At 70.8% G+C, this 23,489-nt stretch carries 21 protein-coding genes; 9 read left to right on the forward strand and 12 right to left on the reverse strand.

All coding sequences use genetic code 11. The annotated features are described in order from the left end of the window. Window positions 1-29 precede the first annotated feature (29 nt). From AB0A65_RS04625 to AB0A65_RS04640, 4 genes are all read right to left on the reverse strand, one after another. On the reverse strand, window positions 30-794 hold the full coding sequence (locus tag AB0A65_RS04625) for an SDR family oxidoreductase (RefSeq protein ID WP_359946222.1): 765 nt from the start codon (window positions 792-794) through the stop codon (window positions 30-32). Window positions 795-872: 78 nt separating this feature from the next. Further along, window positions 873-1,664 (reverse strand): class I SAM-dependent methyltransferase, encoded by a 792-nt coding sequence (locus tag AB0A65_RS04630; RefSeq protein WP_359946224.1) that lies wholly within the window; start codon window positions 1,662-1,664, stop codon window positions 873-875. 103 nt (window positions 1,665-1,767) lie between these two features. Then, window positions 1,768-2,931: an aminotransferase class I/II-fold pyridoxal phosphate-dependent enzyme gene (locus AB0A65_RS04635; protein ID WP_359946227.1), complete on the reverse strand. Its 1,164-nt coding sequence runs from the start codon at window positions 2,929-2,931 to the stop codon at window positions 1,768-1,770. 102 nt (window positions 2,932-3,033) lie between these two features. Next, complete coding sequence (locus tag AB0A65_RS04640; RefSeq protein ID WP_359946230.1) at window positions 3,034-5,091, reverse strand: cytochrome c oxidase assembly protein; 2,058 nt, start codon at window positions 5,089-5,091, stop codon at window positions 3,034-3,036. Window positions 5,092-5,287: 196 nt separating this feature from the next. Between AB0A65_RS04640 and AB0A65_RS04645 the strand changes: the two genes are divergently transcribed. Beyond that, entirely contained in the window at window positions 5,288-6,445 is a 1,158-nt protein-coding gene (locus AB0A65_RS04645; RefSeq protein WP_359946233.1) for a DUF5925 domain-containing protein, read from the forward strand. On the opposite strand, the gene AB0A65_RS04650 is transcribed toward AB0A65_RS04645, so the two are convergent. Beyond that, the gene (locus tag AB0A65_RS04650; protein ID WP_359946236.1) at window positions 6,442-7,941 is read right to left on the reverse strand and encodes a hypothetical protein; all 1,500 of its coding nucleotides are present in this window, start codon (window positions 7,939-7,941) and stop codon (window positions 6,442-6,444) included. The genes AB0A65_RS04645 and AB0A65_RS04650 overlap by 4 nt on opposite strands. Before the next feature lie 86 nt (window positions 7,942-8,027). Here AB0A65_RS04650 and AB0A65_RS04655 point away from each other — a divergent pair, with 86 nt between their 5' ends. Then, the gene (locus AB0A65_RS04655) at window positions 8,028-8,543 is read left to right on the forward strand and encodes a hypothetical protein (protein WP_359946239.1); all 516 of its coding nucleotides are present in this window, start codon (window positions 8,028-8,030) and stop codon (window positions 8,541-8,543) included. Between the two features lie 73 nt (window positions 8,544-8,616). Here AB0A65_RS04655 and AB0A65_RS04660 read toward each other — a convergent pair whose 3' ends face one another. Beyond that, window positions 8,617-9,009 carry a carboxymuconolactone decarboxylase family protein gene (locus tag AB0A65_RS04660; protein ID WP_359946242.1) on the reverse strand — a complete coding sequence of 131 codons (393 nt, stop codon included), beginning with the start codon at window positions 9,007-9,009 and terminating at the stop codon, window positions 8,617-8,619. Between the two features lie 28 nt (window positions 9,010-9,037). Continuing rightward, the gene (locus AB0A65_RS04665; protein WP_359946245.1) at window positions 9,038-10,261 is read right to left on the reverse strand and encodes an MFS transporter; all 1,224 of its coding nucleotides are present in this window, start codon (window positions 10,259-10,261) and stop codon (window positions 9,038-9,040) included. Window positions 10,262-10,335: 74 nt separating this feature from the next. Between AB0A65_RS04665 and AB0A65_RS04670 the strand changes: the two genes are divergently transcribed. The 3 genes from AB0A65_RS04670 to AB0A65_RS04680 all read left to right on the forward strand — a co-directional run bounded on the left by AB0A65_RS04670 (window position 10,336) and on the right by AB0A65_RS04680 (window position 13,299). Beyond that, on the forward strand, window positions 10,336-11,142 hold the full coding sequence (locus AB0A65_RS04670; protein ID WP_359946248.1) for a TetR family transcriptional regulator: 807 nt from the start codon (window positions 10,336-10,338) through the stop codon (window positions 11,140-11,142). A gap of 112 nt (window positions 11,143-11,254) precedes the next feature. Continuing rightward, window positions 11,255-12,628 (forward strand): choice-of-anchor A family protein, encoded by a 1,374-nt coding sequence (locus AB0A65_RS04675; protein ID WP_359946251.1) that lies wholly within the window; start codon window positions 11,255-11,257, stop codon window positions 12,626-12,628. Then, window positions 12,628-13,299 carry a YoaK family protein gene (locus tag AB0A65_RS04680; RefSeq protein ID WP_359946254.1) on the forward strand — a complete coding sequence of 224 codons (672 nt, stop codon included), beginning with the start codon at window positions 12,628-12,630 and terminating at the stop codon, window positions 13,297-13,299. The genes AB0A65_RS04675 and AB0A65_RS04680 overlap by 1 nt, the downstream gene beginning before the upstream one ends. 25 nt (window positions 13,300-13,324) lie before the next feature. On the opposite strand, the gene AB0A65_RS04685 is transcribed toward AB0A65_RS04680, so the two are convergent. Next, window positions 13,325-13,813, reverse strand: coding sequence for a VOC family protein (locus AB0A65_RS04685; RefSeq protein ID WP_359946257.1), 489 nt, complete (start codon window positions 13,811-13,813; stop codon window positions 13,325-13,327). A gap of 78 nt (window positions 13,814-13,891) precedes the next feature. After that, window positions 13,892-14,851 (reverse strand): DUF1731 domain-containing protein, encoded by a 960-nt coding sequence (locus AB0A65_RS04690; RefSeq protein ID WP_359946260.1) that lies wholly within the window; start codon window positions 14,849-14,851, stop codon window positions 13,892-13,894. A gap of 158 nt (window positions 14,852-15,009) precedes the next feature. Between AB0A65_RS04690 and AB0A65_RS04695 the strand changes: the two genes are divergently transcribed. Then, window positions 15,010-15,915: a transglycosylase SLT domain-containing protein gene (locus AB0A65_RS04695; RefSeq protein ID WP_359946263.1), complete on the forward strand. Its 906-nt coding sequence runs from the start codon at window positions 15,010-15,012 to the stop codon at window positions 15,913-15,915. Between the two features lie 161 nt (window positions 15,916-16,076). Beyond that, complete coding sequence (locus AB0A65_RS04700; RefSeq protein ID WP_359946266.1) at window positions 16,077-16,832, forward strand: hypothetical protein; 756 nt, start codon at window positions 16,077-16,079, stop codon at window positions 16,830-16,832. A gap of 153 nt (window positions 16,833-16,985) precedes the next feature. Here AB0A65_RS04700 and AB0A65_RS04705 read toward each other — a convergent pair whose 3' ends face one another. Both AB0A65_RS04705 and AB0A65_RS04710 read right to left on the reverse strand, forming a co-directional pair. After that, window positions 16,986-17,276 carry a hypothetical protein gene (locus tag AB0A65_RS04705; RefSeq protein WP_359946268.1) on the reverse strand — a complete coding sequence of 97 codons (291 nt, stop codon included), beginning with the start codon at window positions 17,274-17,276 and terminating at the stop codon, window positions 16,986-16,988. Continuing rightward, window positions 17,266-17,415 (reverse strand): hypothetical protein, encoded by a 150-nt coding sequence (locus AB0A65_RS04710; protein WP_359946271.1) that lies wholly within the window; start codon window positions 17,413-17,415, stop codon window positions 17,266-17,268. The genes AB0A65_RS04705 and AB0A65_RS04710 overlap by 11 nt, the downstream gene beginning before the upstream one ends. 359 nt (window positions 17,416-17,774) lie before the next feature. On the opposite strand from AB0A65_RS04710, the gene AB0A65_RS04715 reads away from it, so the two are divergent. Together AB0A65_RS04715 and AB0A65_RS04720 are read left to right on the forward strand one after the other, a co-directional pair. Then, window positions 17,775-18,614: a Scr1 family TA system antitoxin-like transcriptional regulator gene (locus AB0A65_RS04715; RefSeq protein WP_359946274.1), complete on the forward strand. Its 840-nt coding sequence runs from the start codon at window positions 17,775-17,777 to the stop codon at window positions 18,612-18,614. Continuing rightward, window positions 18,577-18,828 (forward strand): DUF397 domain-containing protein, encoded by a 252-nt coding sequence (locus AB0A65_RS04720; protein WP_359946277.1) that lies wholly within the window; start codon window positions 18,577-18,579, stop codon window positions 18,826-18,828. Before AB0A65_RS04715 ends, AB0A65_RS04720 begins: the two co-directional genes overlap by 38 nt. 507 nt (window positions 18,829-19,335) lie before the next feature. On the opposite strand, the gene AB0A65_RS04725 is transcribed toward AB0A65_RS04720, so the two are convergent. Continuing rightward, complete coding sequence (locus AB0A65_RS04725) at window positions 19,336-23,421, reverse strand: NACHT and WD repeat domain-containing protein (RefSeq protein WP_359946280.1); 4,086 nt, start codon at window positions 23,419-23,421, stop codon at window positions 19,336-19,338. Window positions 23,422-23,489 lie beyond the last annotated feature (68 nt).

Here is a 23,489-nt window from a genome sequence, read left to right on the forward strand (position 1 = left end):
CGGGAGCGGGCGCCGCTGGGCGGCGGCCGCTACCAGGGCAGCGGGCCGTCGGCGCTGCTGAAGGCGCCGGTCGGCCCGTCCGCGCCGAGCACCGCCAGGTCCGCGATGTGCTCGGCGGCCTGCGCCGGGGTGAGCACGCCGGTGTTGCCGTTGATCTCGGTGTCCACATAGCCCGGTGCGGCGGCGTTCACCAGGATGCCCTCGGCCCGCAGCTCGTTGGCGTACTGCACGGTGACCGCGTTGAGCGCGGTCTTGGACGGCGAGTACGCCGCCGAGGGCAGGTCCGTGAACGGCCCGTCGGGGTCGGCGTAGAGCGTCAGCGAGGCGGCGTGGCTGGTGAGGTTCACGATGCGCGCCCGAGCGGAGCGGCGCAGCAGCGGGAGCATCGCGTTGGTGACGGCGATGACCCCGAAGACGTTGACCTCGAACACCTCCCGCACCACCGCCAGGTCGACGGCGCTGGGGACGCGGTCGGCGGCGTCCTGTGGCGCCGCGTTCCCCGACCCGGAGATCCCGGCGTTGTTCACGAGGGCGTCGAGGCGGCCGTACCGCTCCTCGATCTCCTTGGCAGCCCGGTCGATCGCGGTCTGGTCGGTGACGTCGAGCGCGACGGCGCGGGCGTCCCCGCCGTCGGCCCGGATCGCGGCCGCCACGCGCTCGCCGCGGCCGAGGTCGCGCGAGCCGACGAGCACGGTCGCGCCCCGGGCGGCGAGCCGCTCGGCGGTCGCCCGGCCGATGCCCTTGTTCGCGCCGGTGACCAGTGCGATCTGCTGCGATGCGTTGTCGGTGCCCATGTTCGGTCCTCTCGATGTTCCGGTGCTCGGTACTCATGACGTACCGGCACCGGGACATGTGACCGCCGGGCACTCGGGTCAGGGCGCGGTGCGCCGCAGCAGCAGGGTCCCCCGGTCGTGGGGGAGGTGCTCGGGAACGAGGTCGGGGTAGGCGTCGGTCCAGCGGGCGGCGATGGCGCGTTCGTCGGGGCGGTCGGCGTCGTCGAGGACGACGAGGGCGTCCTTGGCGAGGCGTTCGGCGAGGACCGGGAGGGCCGGGTAGCGGGCCTGGGGCCCGGTCGGGCCGGGCGGCCCGTCGACCAGGAGGATGTCGATCTCGTTGTGGGGCAGCAGGCCCGGGTCGTACCAGCGCCAGCGCTCGCCGCCGAGATCCACGTCAGTCAATGGAGCGTCGACGACTTTGCCCCAGCCGCCGAGGTTGCGGGCTTCGAGTTCGGCGCGGGTCTGCGCGGCGTAGTGGGGGTCGTGTTCGAGGGCGGTGACCTGCCCGGCGCCGAGCGAGCGGGCGACGAGGGCGAGCACGACGGTGCTGGTGCCGGAGCCGCATTCGAGGACGCGGGCGCCGCCGCGGGCGGCGACCTCTTCGGCGAGGTACCGGGTCAGTTCGGGTCCGGCGGCCCAGTCGCGCATGCGCGGGAGCGGTCCGGCGGGCCCGGTGAGGCGGTAGAGCGCCATGAGGTCCTCGAACTGGGCGTACGTGGTGCGTGCGCTCGTCTTGAGGGCCTTGCGGTTCGCTTTCGCCTCGGCTTCGATGGCGTCGAGGCGCCGCTCTATGCCCGCTTGGGTTTCGCGGACGCCGTCGACGGCGTCGCCGAGGCGTTTGAGCCGTTCGGTGATCTCGACGAGCAGCATCCGGTCGGACGGTCCCATGGCACGGCCCCTTTCGCGGGCATTCGGCGCATTGGCCCCACCCTAATGAAGTTCTGTCCCTTGCGCCAGCGGCTCCCTCCTCCGGTTGCAGTGGTCCGGGGCGTCAGTCGCCGAGTGCGCGGCGGAAGTCGGCGATGAGGTCGTCGGCGGCTTCGATGCCGGTGGAGAAGCGGATGAGGTCGTCGTGGATGCCTTCGGCGGCGCGTTCTTCGGGGCTCATGCCGGCGTGGCTGGTGATGGCGGGCCGGGTGATGAGGGATTCGACGCCGCCGAGGCTGGGGGCGACGTAGGGGAGGCTGAGCGCTTTGAGGAGCGCTTCGGCGGCGGGGACGCCGCCCGCGGGCCGGAAGGAGAACACGGAGCCGTAGCCGTCGAAGAGGGCGGTGGCGCGGGCGTGGTCGGGGTGGGTGTCGAGGCCGGGGTGGTTGACCTGGGCGATGGCGTTGTGGCCCTCCAGGAACCGGGCGAGTGCGAGGGCGTTGGCGCCTTGCTGGCGGACGCGGAGGGCGAGGGTCTTGAGGCCGCGGGCGAGGAGGAATCCGGCGTGGGGGTCGAGGCTGCCGCCGTAGAGGTTGAGGACGTGGCGGACGGCGCCGACGTGTTCGGCGCTGCCGGTGACGACGCCCGCGACGAGGTCGGAGTGGCCGTTGAGGGCTTTGGTCGCGGAGTGGCAGACGAGGTCGAATCCGATGCTGTGGGGCCGGAAGACGACGGGTGTGGCGAAGGTGTTGTCGATGATGCTGGTGAGGCGGTGCTCGCGGCTGAACGCGGCGATGCCTTCGAGGTCGGCGACGCGGGCGAGCGGGTTGCTGATGGTCTCGACGAGGAACGCCTTGGTGCGGGGCTGGAGTGCCTCGGTCCAGGCGTCGCGGTCCTCGGGGTCGACGAAGTCCACGGTCCAGCCGAGGCGCGGGGCCTGCTCGGTGAGGAAGTGGTGGGTGCCGCCGTAGAAGGCGCCGGCGGCGATGAGGTGGTCTCCGGCGCCGAGGGTGGCGAGGAGGGTGGTGGTGATGGCGGCCATGCCGGAGGCGGTGGCGAGCGCGGTCTCGGCGCCTTCGAGGGCGGCGAGCTTGCGGTGGAGGTACTCCTGGGAGGGGTTGGTGTTGAGGCGGATGTACTGGAGTTCGTCGTACGCCTGGCCGGGGACGGTCTCGAAGACGGTGCCCTGGTAGATGGGGTGGACGACGGACCCGCCGTGGGCGGGCCGGGGTTCGGCGGCGTGGACGGCGAGGGTGTCGATGGCTGCTGCTGCGTCGTGTTCGCTCATGCCGCAACGGTATGGCGGGTGGGGGCGGGCCGCATCTGTCTTTCGACCGGAATCGGGGCCGGGAATCCCTGACTTTCGTCAGGGGTGGTTTCGGACGTTCGTCTAGCGGCGTTCCTGGTCGAGGCTGGCAAGGTAGGCGTTGTACACCTCGTGGGGGTCGTCCTCCGGGTGGCCGCTGGCGGCGGCGCGTTCGGCCATCCGGTCGAGCCGGCGCCCTTCCCGCTCCTCGGAGCGGGCCCACTGTCCGATGAGGACCACGATGATGATGAGGCTGGGGATCTCCCCGAAGCCCCAGGCGATCCCGCCTCCGGCGCGCTGGTCGGCGAGGAGGTCGGTGACCCAGGGGACGGCGATCTGGGTGTACCAGCCGTCGGCGATGAGCGTCGTCCCCATCATCAGGGTCACGCCGAAGATGGCGTGGAAGACGATGGACACGAAGTAGAGGAGGACCTTGGCGGGGTAGGAGAGCGGCCGGGGCTTGGGGTCGGGGCCGATGACGACCCAGAAGAAGAGGCTCCCGGCGGCGAGGAAGTGCGCGGTCATGAACAGGTGCCCGAAGTGGGACCGCATGGCCCACTCGAACATCCCGGTGAAGTACATGAGGTACAGGCTCGTGAGGTAGACGAGGAGGGCGATGAGCGGGCGGGAGATGAAGCTGGACCAGCGGCTGTGGAGCGCGGCGAGGAGCCATTCGCGGGGCCCGCCGGCGCGGTCGGGCTTGAGGGCGCGCAGCGCGAGGGTCACGGGCGCGGCGAGCACGAGCAGGATCGGCGCGAGCATGTTGAGCGCCATGTGCTGCACCATGTGCGCGCTGAAGAGGACCATGCCGTACTTGCCGAGGCCGGTGGAGGTGGTGAGGACGATGACCGCCCAGCCGCCGACCCACAGGGCGGTCCGGTACCAGGCCCACGAGTCGCCGCGGCGGCGCAGGCGCACGACCCCGGCGATGTAGAACCCGGTCGCGGCGAGCGCGGCGGTGCAGAACAGGACCGACGGGTACCAGTCGGTGAGGATGCGCGCGAGCGTGAGCGGCTCGGGCGTGGGGAAGCCGAGGAGGGCCGTGTTCGGGTCGGGGAGCTCCTCGGCCGGGGGCGGCGTGACCGACAGGGAGGAGGCGAGGCCGAACGCGATCGCCATGAGCGCCAGTTCGACGGCGGCGAGCCGGTTGAACGCGCGGCGGCTGCCCGCTTCGACGGCGGGGAGGGTCCGGCGCCGGTGCGCCCATCCGAGGACGCCGCCGACGGCGAGGACCGCGAGCTTCGCGAGCGCGATGCGCCCGTACGCGGACTCCCACAGGTCGGTGAGCGCGACGTTCGCGACGAACACGATGAGCCCGGAGGCGGCGACCGCCGGGTACGCGAAGGCCGCGGCGAACGAGTACCGGCGGGCGGCGACGGCGGGGTCCTTGCGGGCGATGAACAGCGCGAACAGGCCCCCGGCCCAGAACGCGGCGGCGACGATGTGGATGAGGAGCCCGTCGACGGCGATCTGGTGGTTGCCGTTGGACGCGGAGTGCCCGGTGAACACCGGCGGCACGGCGGCCGCGAGCGCGAGGGCCGCGGCGAGGGCCGCGCCCGGGATGGTGAACGCGCGCGCCGCGGCGACGGCGGCGGCGCCCGCGAGGAGCACGGTCAGTCCGAGGGCCCGCCCCTGCTCGTACTGGGCGATGTAGGACCACAGACCCGGGAGGGTGACTTCCGAGAGGGGCCGCGCGAACGTGTTCGCGAAGTCCACGGGGAGGCTGGCGAGCGACACGGCCGCCCACAGCCCGGAGGCGACGGCGCCGACGCGCAGCCACCGCCACGGCTGGGCGGCGAGCCGCCGCCGCGCGCCGGGGCGTCCGGGCAGGAAGCACGCGGCGGCGACGGTGCAGCCGACGGCGGCGAGCATCGCCAGGTCGTACGCGTATTTCAGGAGTCCGGCGGCCCAGGTGACGGCGGGGTCGGCGGCCGAGAGCCCGGGGATCTCCTCGATGTCGACGGCGCCGCCGAGGTCGAGCGCGATCACCGCGGCGAGCAGTCCGGCCAGGGCCGCGGCGGCGACCGCGAGGGCCCGCAGTCCCCGGCCGCGGTGGGCCGTGCGCAGCCCGCTTCGGGGACCGCCGCCGCCAACAGGTATGGTGTCGGCGGTGTTTTGGCTGGTCTCGGTCGATGCGGTCACGTAGCCCAGCATGGCTGATTGTTCCAGCTCACGCCCCACCGGGTGGGGTCAGATATCTCCGGCAACTCCCCCGGCGAGCCCTGCGGGCGCCGACCCGCCATGTCGGGGTCATAAGGCACGATCACGGGGCGCCGTCCAAGTAGCCTTGCCAGTCGCAGCGACGGGGGCGGAGCCGTATTTTCTATGGTGGATCGCGATGGGAATCATCGAAAGACGCGGTGAGATCATGAACCTGCTCCAGGGAGGCGGCGGCGTGCTGGGCAACATGCACTTCACGTTGGACGGCTCGGACGACCCGTCCAACGTGCTGAACCTCATGGCGCTGGACGCCTATGTGCGCGGCGATCAGCCGCACGCGGTGGTCCGGGCGCTCGACATGGTCGCGGACGACGTCGACCTGATCCCCGAGGGCGGGGCGCTCATCCGGTCGATCTCGGGGACGTCGTTCCTCCAGCTCGTGACCGGGGACGGGTGGACGCTGCGCACGCAGCGCTGGCGCGACGGCTCGGGCCAGGCGGTGGTCACGGCCGTGACCCGCGAGCGCGCCGAGGAGATCGCCGCGTACGTCACCGACCGGACCGGTTCGGTCGAGGAGGTCGGCGAGGACAAGGTCGACATGGGCTTCTGGTACCGGTCGGCGCGCGGCCCGTTCCGTTCGACCCGGTCGATCAGCGCCCCGCGCTGGCCGGAGATCGAGCGCAACTACTCCTCCAGTGCCGGTTCGGCGCTGGGGAAGCTGATGGCGACGCAGTCCTCTGACGTGACGGGCCGCCTGGTGCTGTTCCACGGCCCGCCCGGCACGGGCAAGACGACGGCGCTGCGGGCGCTGGCCCGCGAGTGGGCGCCGTGGTGCCAGGTGGACACGGTCCTGGACCCGGAGGCGTTCTTCGCGGACCCGTCCTACCTGATGGAGGTCATCATCGGGTCGGAGATGGACCTCGCGATCGAGACGGACCTCGCCCCGGGCGAGCCGCGCCGCGAGCACTGGCGGCTGATGGTCCTGGAGGACTGCGACGAGCTGATCCGCGGCGAGGCGAAGGAGGCGTCGGGCCAGTCGCTCGCGCGCCTGCTGAACCTGACGGACGGCCTGCTCGGCCAGGGCCGCGAGATCATGGTGGCGATCACCACGAACGAGCGCCTCGACCGCCTCCATCCGGCCGTGGTCAGGCCCGGCCGCTGCCTCGCGCAGATCGAGGTCGGCGAGCTGTCGACGCTCGAATCGAGCGACTGGCTCGGCGGCGCCCAGGTCCGCGAGCCGATGACCCTCGCGGAGCTGTACGCGCGCCGCGGCGGCACGAGCCCGAACCGCACCGAGCACCAGGTCCCGCAGCAGCAGGTCGGACAGTACCTCTAGGCACCGACGATCCCGGAGAACATGCCGCGGAACTCCGCGTCCGTGTACTCGGACGCGAGGGACATGAAGTCGCCGTAGTACGAGAAGTACACGGTCGAGTACGTGCCGTCCATCGTGTCCGGGCAGGGCTCGCCGATCTGCCGGGAGTAATCCGCGACCGCTTCGCCGGTGCGCAGTTCGTACGCGGTGATATTGAACCGGTGCGCGTAGAACGTGGCCCACAGGAGGCTCCCGTCGGACCGCTGGTACCGGCACGAGTCCTGGAAGTCGCCGACCTCGGCGGTGACGCACACGACGAGCTCGGTCCCGGCGGCGTCCGCGCCGAGCCATCCGGCGGGGAAGCCGCGGTCCTCTGACGTGGTGCCCTGCAACCGCATCGGGTGCGGTCCGCGGCCGCTGTACGCGGGCGCCCCGGTGTACGCGACGGGGTCGGCGCAGTACGAGCCGGTGTCGAGCACCCCGTCTGCGGCCTCCGCGGCCAGCTCGTGCCCGGGGTACTCGGCGAGGAACTCGCGGTAGAGGACCGCGGCCTCCTCCAGGTCGCCGCCGTCGGCCCACTCCTGGCCGCAGCGGAGCGTCCGCACGGGCGCGTCCGCCGCCGCGGCGGCGACGGGTTCGGTGAGTTCCGTTGCGTCCCAGTCCTGTTCGGCGAGCCAGTGGTCGGCCGCGTATCCGTGGCAGGGCGGCATGTCCGCGAGGTCCGCCATGAACGCCTCCACGACGCCGCGCACCGCCCCGGCCTGCCCCGGCGTCTCGTCGAGCACGGTCTCCAACTGCGCGAACGCGTTCCCCACGTCGGTCAGGTCGAGCGCGCCGCCTGCGGCGGCCGCTTCGAGCAGCCGCGCGGCCCGCTCGGGCCCGGCGCCGTCCCACAGCGCGCCCGGATGCTCCAGGTACTCGGCGAGGCCCGCGGCGGCCTCGGACGGCGCTTCCTCAAGGGCCGCAAGGAGGATTTCGCACGCCTCCCGCTCCTCGTCCGCGCGGACCGTGACCGGTCCGAACGCGACCCGGTGTACCGCGTCGAGGGTGTCGAGTGCCGCGACCGCGTCGGCGCAGTCCCCCGCGGCCTGGGCGGCCTCGGCATCGTGGACGGTCCACCACGCGTCGATCCTGAACCAGCCCAAGGAGAGCAGCACGAGCGCCGCGGCGGTGACCGCGAAGTACCGCAGGCGCCGCACCGCACCCGACGGGTCCACCAGCGGGGACGGGACGGTTCGCCGCGTCAGCCACCACGCGTGCAGGATCGCCGCGAGCCCCCACGCCGGAAGCATGAACCTCCACAGGGGATTCTCGACCTGCACCGCGGCCGACCACACCAGGAACCCGGTGCCGCACAGCGCCGCCGCGGCCAGGACGGGCCGCCGCATGAGCATGTACCCGATCCCCAGCATCGTCGCGTTCCCGGCGACGGCCGCGACCGGATCGGCCGCGGAGCGCGGCGGCTGCGGGGGCGGCGGTGGCGGGGCGGCCTGCGGGCCGATCGGGAAGGGATACATGGCGGCGCTCCTCGGGCCCTCGGGAGCCCCAGTGCAGCACGGGAGCCCCGGGACCGGTCCCGCCCGCGCGCGCCTACCCTCGGCGCATGCGATCCACTGCCCGCACCGCAATCGCCCTGCTCGCCGCCGCGGCCCTGTCCGCCTGCGGCGGGCAGCCCGCCGACGACACGGCCTCCGATGACTCAGCCGCGGACGCCACGACCGGGGCCGAGACCACCACCGCCGAGCCGACCGGGGCCGAACCCACCGCACTCACCGCCGCCGACGGCGCGGACTACGCCGCCTGCGCGGACGGCGCCTGCGAAGTGGCCGTGGCCGAACCGGTCGACATCACGGCCGGCGAGGCCCTGCCGTTCTCGGTCACGGCCGTGACCGGCGAGGGCATCGAGTTCTCGATCTCCAGCGGCGGCTCGTCCGTCGGCGGCTCCGTCAACGGCGTCTGCGAGATCACCGCCCTCGGCACCTCGTTCCAGTCGCGCTGCTTCGAGGACGCCGCCGAGCTCGAAGCGCTCGCCCCGGCACCCGCTGACGGCGAACTGCTCGTGCAGCTCCTCGGCATGGACGCCGACGGCGCCGCGGTCCTGCGCTTCACCCTGGGGTGAGCGCCCGCACGGGGGCGGACGGCGGGCGCGGGCGGTGTGGGGTCGCCCGCGCCCGCCGTCCGGCCGGTCCTGCTCAGTGCCGCTCGTCCTCGGCGTCGCGCGCGTCGAACACTTCCCGCGCGGCGGTCACCGCGTTGATCGCCGCGGGGAACCCGGCGTAGACGGCGATCTGCGTGAGCGCCTCGACGACCTCCGCGCGGGTGCACCCGGCGTTGAGGGCGCCGTTGATGTGGAACCGCAGCTGCGGCGCCGCGTTGCCCAGCGCCGCAAGGGCGCCGAGGATCACGAGCTGGCGGTCGCGCGGTTCGAGGCCGGGGCCGCTGTAGACGTCGCCGTACCCGAACTCGATGACGTACCGGCCCAGGTCGGGCGCGGTCTCGGTGTCGACGACCGCCGGCTCGGCCTGGCCCGACACGAACTGGAGTGCCTTCAGTCCGCGCTCATGGCGTTCTCCGGATTTGTCCATCAAGGAGCCTCCATTGTCCTGTTACTGCTCAGACGCGTGAGGCTTTCCTCTTGCCCCACAAGGCCAATCCTGCTGCAATGACCAGCATGGCCGCAAGCGTCCAGGCCAGCGCGGAGAACCCGTGCGGCGCGACGGCGCGCGCCGCCAGCGGCCCCGCGGTCGCGCCGACGTAGAAGCTGAACATCGCCACGGAGGTCGCGGCGGCCCGGTGCTCCCCGCCCGCCTCGGCCGCGGTCTGGTTCATGGCCGGGCCGACGATCCCGATGCCGAGCACCAGGAGCGCGAGCAGGAACGCGAGGGCCACGACCTGGCCGCCCGCGAGCGCCGCCCCGACCATCGCGAGTCCGGCGAGGGCGGTCCCGAGCACCGGGTGGGTCGTCCGCTCCAGGCGCGCGAGCGGCACGGCGATGAACGGCAGCGCGATCATCACCGGCAGGGCGCTGGCGCGCAGGGCGAGCAGTTCGGCGTTGCCGGAGACGACGCCGGTCAGTTCGATCCCGGTGTACACGGCGACCATGGCGCCCATGGCGAGTGCGGCGGCACCGAACATGGGCAGGAGCCGTCCGATGCGCAGCACCCGCGGGATGGCCGCGTAGCTGCGGGCGAGGCTCGCGCCGGGGCGCACGTCGTCGGGCGTCATGATCCGGTGGGCGGCGAGTGCGGCGACGGCGAAGAGCACCGCGGACCCGGCGAACACCCACCGCCAGTCGGCGCTGCGCACGACGGCCTGGGCGGCGAGCTGCCCGATGACGGTGGCGGACAGGAACGCGGTGATGATCGCGGTGACGGCGATCGCGCGCCGGGCGGGGTCGATGCGGGTGGTGGCGTAGGCGGTCATCGCGGGCGGGATGGCGCCGACGGCGAGGCCCTGGAGGACCCGGAGGGGGATCGCGACGGCCAGCGAGGGCGCCAGTCCGGTCAAGAGTGTGACCACTCCGGCGGCGATCAATCCGGTGACCAGGACGCGGCGCTGCCCGAACCGGTCGGCCATGGGCCCGAAGAGCACGAATCCGGCGGCGTAGCCGAACGCGAAGGCGCTGATGATCCAGGTCATCGCGCCGATCCCGGCGTCCCAGGACGCCTCCATCTGCGCGAACATCGGGATGGGGGTGTACATCTGGCCGGTGGCGAGGAGGGCGGCGAAGGCGAAGACCGGGACGGCGGTGCGCGCCGGGGTGTAGCCGGTCCGGGGGCGTCCGGGCGGGCCGGCGGGCACGTACGGGGCGGATGACGCGGTGGTGGTTGCTGTCATGCGGGCAAATGTAGGCCCGCTCTCGACCCCATGTCAACCAAATAGTTGGTTTATCTTCTGGTAATCTGGCCCTCATGCATGAGCCCAGGCGCTCCGACGCCACCCGCGCCGCCCTCCTCTGCGCCGCCCGCGAGGAGTTCGCCGAGCGCGGCCTGGCGGGCGCCCGCGTCGACCGCATCGCCGAGGCCGCGGGTGTCAACAAGGAGCGCATCTACGGGATCTTCGGCTCGAAGGACAAGCTCTTCGACGCCGTCCTCATCGACGCCCTCCAGGAGTTCACCGACGTCGTGGACCCCCTCTGGAAGGACGGCCGCGTCGGCCCCTTCGTCGTCCGCCTCTACGACTACCACCGCGAGCACCCCCAGCTCCTGCGCCTGCTCACCTGGGAGGGCCTCGACCGCGGCGAGGACGCGCACGACATCGACGGCTGGCGCGCGGCCCACTACGAGCGGAAGCTCGACGCCGCGATGGCCCAGTTCGGCACCGACGACGCCTTCCGCGCGGGCCTGATCACCCTCCTCATCTGCGGGGTCCCCAACTGGCTCAACCTGGTCCCGCAGCTGCGCCGCCTCATGCTCGGCGACCGCTCGAACGACGCCGACGCGATCAAGGACCTCCTCGTCCCGTTCGCCGAGCACGCCGCCCTCGCCTTCGCCGACCCGCCCGCTGCAGAGGACCGGGCCCCCGAGGACCCGGAGGACGAGGTCGCCGCCGCAGCCGAGCGCCTCCGCCGCGCCCAGGCCGAGGCCGACGCCGCCCGCGAGCACCTCGGCGCCGCCCTCCGCCGCGCCAACACCGCAGGTGCGAGCGCCAACCACCTCGCGAAGCAGGTCGCCGGGACCGTCTCCCGCCCGGTCGTCCTCCGTCTCCTGAACGAGTGAAGATCCGCCCGGCCCCGGAGGCGTTTCATTCGCCGCCCGGACCCGTCCCCGCCGATAGGCTCAGGCCCGGTTCCCCCGCCGATCCTGACCATCGAGCACCCCAGGGGGACAAGTGCATCTCAGGACTCCGGGCCGCAGGGCCCGCCGCCTCTCGCTGGCGGGCGCGGTGACGCTGACCGCGGCCGCCGCCGCGACGGCCATCGCGTTCAACGCCGCGGGCACCGGCCCGGCCGCCATGGCCGCGACCGTGACCTACGACCCGCTGGCGCCCGCCCTGGACTTCAACTCGTTCGTGGAGAACGAGACGGTCCTCGTCTCGACCGAGTCGGAGGGCCCGGTCGCCACAGGCGGCAACCTGGTCGTCAAGGGCTCGTACAACGTGAACATCCACGAGTCGGGCACCTTCGTCGCGCCCGGCGACTCCCAGCAGGCGGGCCTGGTCGTGGGCGGCCAGGTCGACTGGACGCAGGACCCGGCGACCTCGGTCGTGCAGGTCCACAACTACATGAAGATCGGCGACCTCACCGGCTCCGAGGCCCTGAACACCGACATCAACAACGCCTCGGTGAACACGCACCTGGTCGCGGCGGGCGCCGGGTACGACTCCACGCCGCGCCTCGAACTCAACACGCAGCAGCCGCTCTCGTCGGTGGGCCCGTCCTCGCCGATCGACTTCGACGCGGCGTTCGCGCAGCTCCGCGCCAACTCGCAGGACCTGTTCGTGTGCGAGGCGCACGAGGTCGAGATGCGGGCCGTGGACGGGACGGTGGTCCCGAAGGGCCGCGTGGACACCGGCATGCAGATCCGCATCACACTCGAACCCGGCGTCACCAACATCCTCAATGTGACCGGCGATGATCTCAACAACATGTCCGAGCTCTCGTTCCAGAACCAGCCGACGGCGACCATGCCCCTGCTGATCAATGTGGACACCTCGGGCACGGGCGGCGAGATGGACTGGGACGTCCCGAACCAGGCGGGCGCGGGCGGCGGGAACGGCGCCCCGTACATCCTGTGGAACTTCAAGGACACCACCCGCCTGACGCTCACCGGCGGCGACACGGTCGAGGGCAGCATCCTCGCCCCCGACGCCGACTACACGGACCTGAGCGCCTCGAACGTCGAGGGCCAGATCATCGCGAAGAACGCCCTCCACGGCGACGTCGGCTTCAGCGGCGGCGAGATCCACCAGTTCCCGTTCGCGGCCGAACTGTCCTGCGAGGACGACGAGCCGTCGCCGAGCGCCACCACGGAGGGCCCGACCACGAACGGCCCCACCGGCGACGAGTCCTCTTCCTGCACTCCCCCGAGCCCGGGAGAGAACACGGACTCACCCGGCGAGGAGACCACGACGGGCGACTGCGTCCCCCTCGCCACCACCGGCTCCTCGCTCGGCCCGATCGTGTTCGGCGCGGTAGCGCTCGTCGTCGTCGGCGCCGGAGTGGTCGCCGCGGCCTCGATCCGGCGCAGGAGCAGGCAGAGCTGATGACGGACCCCGCCCCGATCGACCGCGCCGGAGCGCACGCGTGGACGGCCCTCGTGCTGACCGCGCTGGCCGGTGCGGTCGACGGGGCGGGGTTCCTCAGCCTCGGGCAGCAGTTCGTCGCCAACCAGACCGGGAACGCCGTGCTCCTGGCGGTCTCCCTGTCCGGGGAGCTGACCGGCCGCAGCGACTACCTCTCCGCGGTCGGTCCACTGTGCTCGCTGGGCGGGTTCGCGGCCGGCGCGATCCTCGCGTCGCTCGCCACGCGAAGGCATGTCCTCACCAGCTTCGGCGTCCCCGCCCTCCTCGTCACCGAGGTGGTCTTCCTGGCCCTGGCCGGGCTCGCGGGACGCTTCGAGGTGGCGATCGCCCTGGCGGCGTTCGCGATGGGCGTCCAGAGCATCCACGCGGCCCGCATCGGCCTCGCCGGGGTGACGACCACGGTCCTCACCGGCACCCTGATCGCCTTGTCCGTCAACCTGTCCGGCAACCGCGACGACCTCCGCTCGGCCCGCCTCCAGGCGGGCGTCTGGGCGGTCTACCTCCTCGGCGCGGGCCTCGGTTCGGTGCTCGCCCACGAGGTCTCGTTCAGCGCCGTCTGCTGGTCGGCCGCCGCGGTCGCGGCCCTCATGGCGGTGGCGGGCTTCGTCGAGGACCGCTTCCAGAAGGCTTGAGCCGCAGCCCGACCCGGCGCGGCCGTCACGTCAGGCCGGGCGCGTCGATGACCTGCGTCTGCTCCATCGCCTTGAGATACTTGTCCTCCTGCATCCGCTGCGGCACGTCCTCGGGGTCGACCTCCTCGACGCGCTCCTGGAGCCAGTACAGGTTCCCGAGCGGGTCGAGCACGCGCGCCACCCGGTCGCCCCACGCCTGCACGTCGGTCAGCGGCGTCGCCACGGACCCGCCCGCGTCGACCACCCGCCGGATCGTGGCGGCGGCGTCCTCGACGTAGAAGCGCAGCAACGCAGGGGTGGCGACCTTGAACGGCGTATCGAACATCATCACGACCGAGTCGCCGATCCGCACCTCGGCGTGCCCGATCTTCCCGGGCGGGCCCTCGACCCGCCCCAGCTCCTCGGCATCGAATGCGGCCGTGAGGAATTCGAGGAGCGCGACGGTGTCGCTGGTGACGATCCACGGGGTGACCGTGCCGTATCCGGCGGGGACGGTGTCGGGCCTGGAGTTCATGGGATTCCCTCTCTGCGTCGCTGAAGTCTCGCCCTCAGCATATCAGAACGGAATCATATGTTCCACTAATTCCGGGGCCTAGGCTGCGAGCGTCCGCTCCGTCTCCCTGACCACGCCCGCCAGGTCCCCCGCCGCGGCCTCCCACGCCGGGAACTCGAACTGGAACCCGGCCGCCTCCAGCCGCGCCGGCACGACCCGGCGGCTCTTGAGCAGCAGCTCCGTGTCCGTCCGGAGCAGCAGCGCCCCGGCCTCGGCCATCCACCGCGTCGCCGGGAGCCCGAACCGCACGCCCCGGGCCCGCCGCAGAATCCTCATGAAGTCCCTGTGCCGCAGGGGATGCGGCGCGCACACGTTCACCGCCCCGTCGAGGTCCCGGCACTCCAGCAGGAACGCCACGGCCCGCACGAAGTCGGCCTCGTGGATCCACGACACGAACTGCCGCCCGCCCGCGACGGGCCCGCCGAGCCCGCACCGCACCATCCGCGACAGCACGTCGAACGCCGACCCGCGCTCCTGGCTCATCACCATCGCCGTCCGCATCGAGACCTTCCGCGTCGCAGGAGTGGGCGCCTCGTCGAGCGCCGCCTCCCAGGCCCGCGCGATCGCGATGCTCTCGGCCCAGTACGCGGGCGCGCCGGGCTCGCCGCCGCCGATGACGCCGGTCGCCTCGTCGTTGGGCCGCCCCTGGGTGTGGGCGTAGATCGTGGCGGTCCCGGCCTGGAGCCACACCGCGGGCGGGCGCGCCGCGGCCGCGATCGCCTGCCCCACGATCCGAGTGGAGTCGACGCGCGAGGCGGCCATCTCGTCGAGGTGCTCCCGCGTGTACCGGCAGCTGACGCTGCGTCCGGCGAGGTTGATCACGGCGTCGGCGCCGTCGATCGCGTCCGCCCAGGGCCCGAGCGTGCGCCCGTCCCAGTGGAGGTGATTGGGCCGCATCGGGTTCCGGGTGAGGACGGTGATGCGGTGGCCTGCCGCGAGGAGGCCGCGTTCAAGGACGGCGCCGAGGTTGCCGGTGCCTCCGGGGATGACGATCTTCATGGGGGTACCTCCTTGTCCACCAACGATACCCTGATACTTGAACACGTTCAATTATGATCTTGGCGCTAGCGTGATCGTCCCGTTCGGAGTACCCTGCCGCACGCCCGTGGTCGGTACGCTGCACTGAGTGGTGACAAGTACAGATAGGACCCCCCTCGATGAGCGACCCCTCCCCTGAACCCGAGGAAATCGGCCTCGACCTCGAACCCGACCCGGGCCCGGACCCCGACGGCACCGCGGGCACCTGGCTGGTCGTCTTCGTGCTGCTCCTCGGCGCCGTGGCGGTCGGCGTCTTCCTCCTCATCCCCACCTCCACCGAGGGCGAACCGGTCGCGGCGACCACGACCGAAGCCGTCGTCACCGATTCCCCCACGCCCGCATGGGAACCCCGCACGACCGCACCCGCCCCCACCACCGAGCCCGAACCGGACCCCCCGATCGGCACGGAGGCCGCGGAGGCCGACGAGACCACCGAGCACGCCCTCCCGACCGTCCCGCCCTCCGAGCACCCGGCCTGCACCACCTACCTCGACGGCGGCGCCGACTCCGCGTCGCAGGTCGAAGCGGCCCTCGACGACGCCGCGGGCACCCAGTTCTGGACGAGCTCCAGCGTCGACCTCTCCGCCGACCTGGTGAAGGCCATCGCCTGGATGGAGTCCGGGTGGCAGTCCGACATCGTCGCCTGTGACGGCGGCACCGGCCTCATGCAGATCCAGCCCGAGACCGAGGAGTTCGTGAACACCCGCTTCGAGACCGACTTCGACCGCACGGACACCGCCGACAACGCGATGCTCGGCAGCGCCCAGATCCAGTGGCTCGCGAAGTACTTCGCCGTCAACTACTTCGGCGCCTCCGATCCCGGCGCCTACTCGCTGGACGACGACTGCTCCCGCGACGACGCCGTCCCTGACCATCAGGAGACCTGCCTGCTCAACACGGTCATCTCGGCGTACCAGGCCGGGTTCGGGACGGTCGAGTCCGCGCTCGACTCCGGCGGCGGGTACACGAACCTCCAGTACATCGAGACCGTGCGCGCGCTGCTCGAACTGCGCCCCTGGGAGTGAGTCCGCCCGGGCGGAATCGTGCATCCTATAGGATCTACGATTCCGCGGCACCCGGCCGCCTCCGCCGGATCGGCCGTTTCAGTCCCCGGCCCCTCCCGCCATGGCACGATCCGACCTGGACAGGGAACGCGTAAGGGAACTCCAACGGGAAGGTGCAATCCATGCCGCGGAACACGACCTCGCAGAGCACGAAGTCGCGCAACCGGAACGCCGGGGCCCGCAGGGCCCGCAAGTCGAACCGGGCCACGAAGGCGCTGGTCACCGGCGCCATCGCCGCCACCACGATCGCGGCCGGGGTCGCGATCGTCGCCACGGTCAGGAGCCGCCGCCGCCCGCCCGTGGGCAGCGTGAGCCGGAACAAGTTCGACCGCTGGTTCGACACGCTCGACATCGACGGCAACGACTACATCGCCGAGGAGAACCTGCGCCAGGCCGCCGACCGCGTGCTCGGTGCGCGCGGCGTCCCGGTGGACAGCCCGATGGGCCTGGAACTGCGCGAGGCCACGCAGCGCCTGTGGACGGAGTTCATCGCCCCGGCCGCGGTGGACGACGAAGCCCGCGTCACCCGTCGCGAGCTGCGCAATGCGCTCGCCGAGCACATGCTCGCGGACCGCATCTCGGCTGCCGCCAAGCTCGCCTCGATCGCCGACGCCTACTTCACGATCGCCGACGAGGACGGCGACGGCCTCATCAGCTCCGGCGAGTTCGTTCACCTCCTCCGCAATTGGAACGGGGTCGACTATATAGAGAGCCACCGACTTTTCGAGTTCCTCGACGCCGACCACGACAACCGCATCTCGCCCGACGAGTGGCGCCGGACGATCTTCAGTTTCTTCCTCGGCAGCGAGCGCAACCACCCGGCGAACGACCTGATGGGCAAGGTCGGCAGCCCGATCCTCGCCCCGGCCGACTTCTGACCGGAGATCCTATTTCCTATAGGAAATAGGATGTAGGAAAGCGAACGGGCCGGCCGATGCTCCACCAAGCATCGGCCGGCCCTTCTCATGCCCGGGCCGGGGAGCCTGGGGGTTCCCCCCGAGCCGCGGGCTGCTTGTGGGCCGAGCGGCCCTTTACCGGTTCCGGGGCCGCTTGATGAGCGCGAAGGCCCGCTGCAAGATCCACTCGCACCACTCGTCGCCCTCCCAGGCGCCGTACCACTCCGGCACCGGGTCGGACGCGTCGAGGATCCGGCAGATCACTCGCGGCCCAGCCCCGTCGTCGCATTCGATCCGGTACTCCGGCGGCGCCAGCGGATGCGCCCCCTTCATCTTCCGGTAGACCGCGAACACCGCTGGCCCCCTGGTGAAGTCGCCGAGCCACCCGTCCTCGTCGGGGTGGACGCCCTCCTCCTCAGCCGTCACAGAACCGCACTCCGATCCCGTGCCCGGTGTAGAACACCTTGAACGCGGCGTCCTCCAGCCACACCTTCCACTCCGGTGTGGCGGCCCGCCACTTCGCGCCCCAGGTCGCATGCAGGTGCCCCGTGTTCAGCCCGGACACGATCAACACGATGTCCTCGTGGCCCTCCCCCGCGTACACCTGGAACGATTCCGGCGCAACGGAACTCGACGCCCGGACCGTGAACTCGCTCCGCCCGTCACTGAACCCCCCTCGCTCCAACGCCCCTCGCCCCGACTCGCCCGGCTTCGGTCTGTCCATCGCCATCCTCCATTCCCGCGATGCACTGAATGTAGGCCGCTAGCAAGCCCCTGACCAGTAGCTTCACCTCCCGAGTTCTGAATGACGACGGAACAATGACGATTCCTGAATGACGAAAACTGACAGATGTTTGCCGATCGACAACGGAGTGTCATCATGAGACGTCGAATGGTCGTCACTCCCATGAAGGGGGCACCGCCGTGCCTGAGTCCAAGCTCGCCAAGTGGTTCCCGGGCAGAGTCGTCTCGCTCGGGCGGAAGACGAAGCGCCTGACTCAGACTGATGTCGCGAACTTCCTCGGCAAGAACTACCAAACGATCGCGAAGATGGAGCAGGGCAAATCCTGCCCCTCGGTCGGCGACTGCTACGCGCTCGCGGACCTGCTCGAACTCAGCGATGAGTTGCGCGACTACATGATCGACATCGCCCGCAACGAAGCGCAGAGCAACTTCCGGTCGGACCGACGATTCAATGCCCTGTGCCTCCAGATGGCCGAGAGGTTCATGGGCGAGATCCGGAAGTGGGAGCCTTACCTGCTTCCAGGGATCGTGCAGACCCGCGCCTACCACTTCAACATCGTTGCGATGTCACAGCAGTCCAGCGACGAGCGACTCGACGGCGGGTGGAAGTTCAAGGTCGAGCGGTACGAGGCCCTGCTCGCCCGAAAAGACGGACCGAAGATCGTGATCCTCATCAGCGCTGAAGCTTTGCAAAATCTGCGATTCCTCAGCGAAGCCGACCGGCGCGAGCAGCTTGAACGGCTTGACTACCTCGACTCTCTTCCGAACTGGGAAATTAGGATCATCACGGACCTGTATCCGAGAAGCGCCACCGCATTCGACCTCTACCGACCCGCCGATGCCGAGTTCGGCGGCCCGGCGTTCGTGTACACGGAGGTGTGGGACGACAGCTACTGCATCGAGGAGGCCCTTCGAATCGAGCGTTACGATGGTCTCTGGAAGATCCTCCTAGGGAAATCGATCAGTCTGAAGGAGCACCTTGATGGCCGACGTGACGGCGTGGCGGAAGAGCACTCGTAGCGGACCGGGCAACGACTCCAACTGCGTCGAGCTTCGTCGGGCCTGGCGGAAGAGCACCCGCAGCGGCAGCGACAACAACACCAACTGCGTGGAACTGATGGCCTGCAACGACTCAGACGCCATGCACATCCGGGATTCCAAGCTGGGCAACGAGTCCCCGGTCTTCGACCTCGCAGTCTCGGACTTCAAGAGCCTCCTGCGGGCCGCGCGCTGATAGGGCCGCCCCCAACAAAATCCATATAAGACTTCGCGACACACCGTCACATGGGGTTGACAATCCCGTGGGCGGTGTTCATTCTTTATTCCGTCCACAAAAAACGCCGCCCAGTGGCTTCTAGCTACCAACTTTTGACCACCGGGCGGCTTGCAACAACGAAAGGCGAGCCTTCCATGTCGTGTTCGACGATACCGCAGCCGACCGCACCCAAAAACCGTCCGACACAGCTCACAACCCACCCATCCGGGTACATCCTCCGCACCGCCCCTTACGACGCCTTCGACCCCGGCCCCTGGCCCTGGCACCCCACCAACACCTTCCGCCGCGACACCCGAACCGGCCGCCACCGCCGCTACGAAGCCCCCGACTCCTTCCCCCACTTCCGCGAACTCGCCTGGGACCGCTTCCTCCAAGCCTCAAAACCCCTCGCAGAAGCCCACCACCGCCCCCGCCCCACCAAACGAGGCCCAATCACCGCCGCAATCCGCCGCCTCGCCGACCGCCTCAGGGGCAGGTCGTGACCTCACCGAAATCGAACTCCGACAGGTGCTCGTCCCACTCCTCGGGGGTGAGGTCCCGATCAGTCCGCTCACAAACGGCCCCATACGGATCGGTCAGGAAGGACATGTCGGGCGTCACCAGCCATGTCCCGCTCGCGCCCGCCAGGGTCCAGGTGTCGGGGAGGAAGCCGCCGAGTTGCACATCCTCGTCCAGGAAGACCTCCGAGACCAGTTGGCCCCGCTCGATGTCCCAGACGTTGGTGTTCTCGCTGTCGGTGACGAGGAGGAACCTGCTGTCGGGCGTGAAGAGCATGCCTCCGGTCGATGTCGCCTCAGTGGACTGCATTTCGCCGGTCTCCAAGTCCCACAACCGAACATCCGCGAGCCCGTCCAGAGCGAGGTACCGCCCGTCCTGGCTGTAGGTGAGGTTGTACAGGCTTCTGTCGCCGGTGGAGATGGGTTCGATCGCGTCGGTCTCGCGGGCGTCGCCACTGTTCCTGAACCGCACCATCCCGTCTCCATCGGTGGTGACCAGGTGCTCGCCGTCCGGGCTGTACGCCAGTGAGGTGATGGGCGAATCGGCGGGCCCGTCGACGCGGGCGATGACCTCGTTCGCGGCGAAGTCCCAGATCCAGATCTCGTCCTCCGGGGTCACCGCCCAGTTGTCGGGGTCGACCACCAACGCCACCTGGTCCTCTTCGGGGCTGAACGCCACTTGCTCGATGAACCCGCCATCGGAGGGCAAGGGCGCCAACGGCTCGCCGGTGTCCGCATCCCACAGGTAGAGGCTCGCCTCGTCGTCCAGTACGCCGGACCCTCCGGCGACATTGCCGTCGTGGCTGATGGCTGCGGAGTACAGGTAGAGGCCCTCGCCGACGATGGAGGTCAGCGGGGCGTCCGGGACCGCGTACACCGAGAAGCCGGTGTTCCCCACCACGGCGACACGCGCGGCGTCGGCGGCGACCGCGATGCTGGTCGCCTCCTCGTTCAGCGCCCTCATCGTCGCCACGCTGGAGATGTCCCAGGTCTGGATGCCTTCGGCGGTGGCCGCCGCGACGGCCGTGCCGCCCTTGAACAGCTCCAGGCGGCTGACAATGGTGTCGGGAAGCAGGATCGCGGCCCAGGTGTCGGTTTCGGCGTCCCAGATCCGGAGGGTGCCGATGTCGTAGCTGGCGATCATGCTCCCGTCGGTGGCGATCGCGAACTTGGAGTCCCAGGTGCCGAAATCGAGCGCGGTCCATTCGCCCTGCGGGCCTTGCTCGTAGCAGCCCGAGCCGCAGGCGAGCATGCGTCCCGGCTCCTCGGTGCTGGCCCAGATCGTCTGGAGCGAATCCCCCACGGGCGCCTCCTGCTCGGCGGTCTCACCGGTGGCCGGGTTCCATTCGGTGAACCCGCCCTCCAGGTCGCTGATGAGCAGCGTCGCGCCGTCGGGGGAGAACTCGATCGTGGTGGCGTACTCGGGGACCGGGTACTCGGCGGTCTGCGATTCCGTTGCCACGTCCCAGATTTCGACGGTCGCGTCGTTTGCGATCGCGAGGGTGGTCGCGTCGGGGCTCAAGGAGAGGCTGCCGCGGCCGGTCGTGTCGAGTCGGGCCACCGCCTCCATGCTCGCGACATCCCAGACCGTGACACCGGAATCGGTGAGGGAGGCGAGCAGGGCGCCATCGCGGCTGAATTCGAGCCCCGTTGTGTAGGTGCCGAAATAGCCGTCGGTTGCGAGGGTTTCGAGTTCGGCCCAGCCCTCGGTACGCCACAGGGTGACCCGGCCGCTCGCCCCGGTGCTCGCCGCGTAGGCGCCGTCGGGGCTGGTGGCGAGGTCGCTGATGGTGTCGAGGGTCTCGGTGGTAGTGAGTCGCGTCGAAGGATCGTTCGCGGAGCGGATGAGGGCCTCGTATGCCTCGTCGGTCTCGCTGAGGTTCCATGCGGCTGCGGCGAGGAGGCGGGCCTGTTCGCCGTCGGTGCCGAGGAGGGCGATGCTCTCGGCGGCGAGGCGTTGGGAGACGGCGCTGTTGCGCTGGTCGGTGAGTTCGCCGTTCTGGTAGATCGTGTAGAGGCCGATGAGCATGGCGATGATGGTGAGCGCTGACAGGGTTGCGAGGCGGATGCGGCGGTCTCGGTCGGCGCGTCGGGCGTTGGCCCGCGACTGCTGGAGGAACTCCGTGGCGTCTTCCGTCGGCGCGAGTCCCAATGTCTCCCAGCGCGGTTCGCCGTCTGTCGTGATCGCGGCGAGGCTCGCCGCCGAGTAGAGGTCGCCGGCGCCCTGCTTCCGCTGGTCCGCGGCGGCTTCGAGGCGGGTGAGGAGGATGCGGGCGGTGAGGTCGGGTTCCATCCACTTCTGGAGGCGTTCCCACTGCTCCAGGAGAATGTCGTGGGCTATCTGTACGGTTGCGGCGTCTGCGACCAGCAGGCGGGCGTCGAGGAAGTGGGTGGCGACCGCTCGCTCCGCATCCGTGAGGGAGTCGGCCGCGACTTCGGTGCGGACGAGCCGATCCGCCGATTCGGCGCCGACCAGGCGACGGAAGAGGTGCCGGGAGGTGATGCGTTCGGATTCGTCGAGACCGTTGTAGACCGCCTCCGCTGCGGTGGTGACCGCGCGGTGGACGCCGCCGATGGCGAGGTACTCGGCTTCGGTGAGGTGGCGGTCCTGGCGGCCCTCGTTCCAGAGCAGCAGCATGGTCTGGGACATGAGCGGGAGTGCCGCGCCCGGTGACCTCGGGGTGTCCTTGGCACCGAAGAGGTCTTCGAGCAGGGTGGCGACCACCCGCTCCTCGATGCGGACTCCGGCGGCGGCCGCGGGGAGGGTGATGGCCTGGCGCATCTGGTCGCGGGTCATGGGCCCGACCCTGAACAGGCGGTGCTGGGCGGCCTCGCGGAGCGAGGGGACCGCCATGCAGTCGTCGATGTGGTCGCTGCGGATGCCGAGGACCGTGAACGCGTTGGGGCTCCTCGCGATCGACTCAAGGGCCCGCAGGAACAGATTACGCTCCTTCTCGTTCGCGAGGGTGAAGAGTTCTTCGGCCTGGTCGATGAGGATGAGCAGGCGCTCGGGGCGTGCGCCGTCAGGTCCGTTGCGGCGCTCCTCGACCCGGGCGGCGGCGTCCTCGGGGTCGTCGCGGAGGGACCGCTCTGTGGTCTTCGAGTCGGGGCCGCCGTGCTTGGCGAATTCTGTGGCGAGCGCGGTGATGGGCCGTTCGCCGGGGCGTTCGAGGAGCACCGTGCGCCAGGGGCCCTGCCTCGGGTCCTCGTGGAAGAGGCCGTGTTCGACCGCGGGCGCGAATCCCGCCCGCAGCAGCGAGGACTTGCCGACACCCGATGGGCCCGTGACGATCATGGAGCCGCCGGGCACGAAGGCTTCGGCGGCGGCCACGAGCTGGGCGAGGGTGACCGTGCGGCCGAAGAATATGGGGGCATCGCTGGTCGTGAACGGTTGCAGCCCAAGGTATGGGTTGCCGTCCCAGTGGGTCGTGCCGTGCTCGGCGCCCGGGGTCGCGGCGACGTACTGCACGAACTGGAACAGCTGGACGAGCACGCCCAGGGTCTCCTGGGCGGTGTCGCGGACCGTGGTCTGGAGGCTGAGGCTCGCGGCCTGGTCGCGGCACAGCTCCAGGATGCGGGCGCCCTGCTCCAGGAGCAGCCGGTGGTTCTCCTCGCTCAGCCCGGCGAGGTGCTCGAACTCGGAGCGCACGGCTTCGAGGAGCTCGCTGTCGTCGTCCCTGGCCGCCTCCCGGATCACGATGGTGAAGGCGCCGGTCTGCTCCAGCAGGGCCGTCAGGGCTCGCCGCACCTCAGCTGTGTCGGCCGAGTCCGATTGCAGCGCTTCGCTGAACGCCTCGGCCAGCGCGGCCTCCGCGGCGGAAGCGTCCCGGCCCTTGAGCCGGGCGAGGCGGTCGGCGATGAACTCGCTGATGGCGTTGCCGCCCACGGAGCCCAGCAGCCCGAGGGCGGCGGTGAGGGTGAGACCGGCCCCTGCTGCCGCGGCGATCACGGGCGCGCAGGCGCCGGCGCAGATCAGCGCGGTCAGGGTCGGGCGGGCGGCCTTGCCCAGGGAGGCGCGCAGGCGGGCCATCGAATCCCGGACGCCTTCGCGCATTGAAGCGAGGAAGGCGGCTCGGTCCGGGGCGTTCTCATCATGATTGTTTTGGGCGTTTTCATCGGGGG

It is taken from the genome of Glycomyces sp. NPDC047010 (assembly GCF_040644205.1).
GTDB lineage: Bacteria > Actinomycetota > Actinomycetes > Mycobacteriales > Micromonosporaceae > Glycomyces.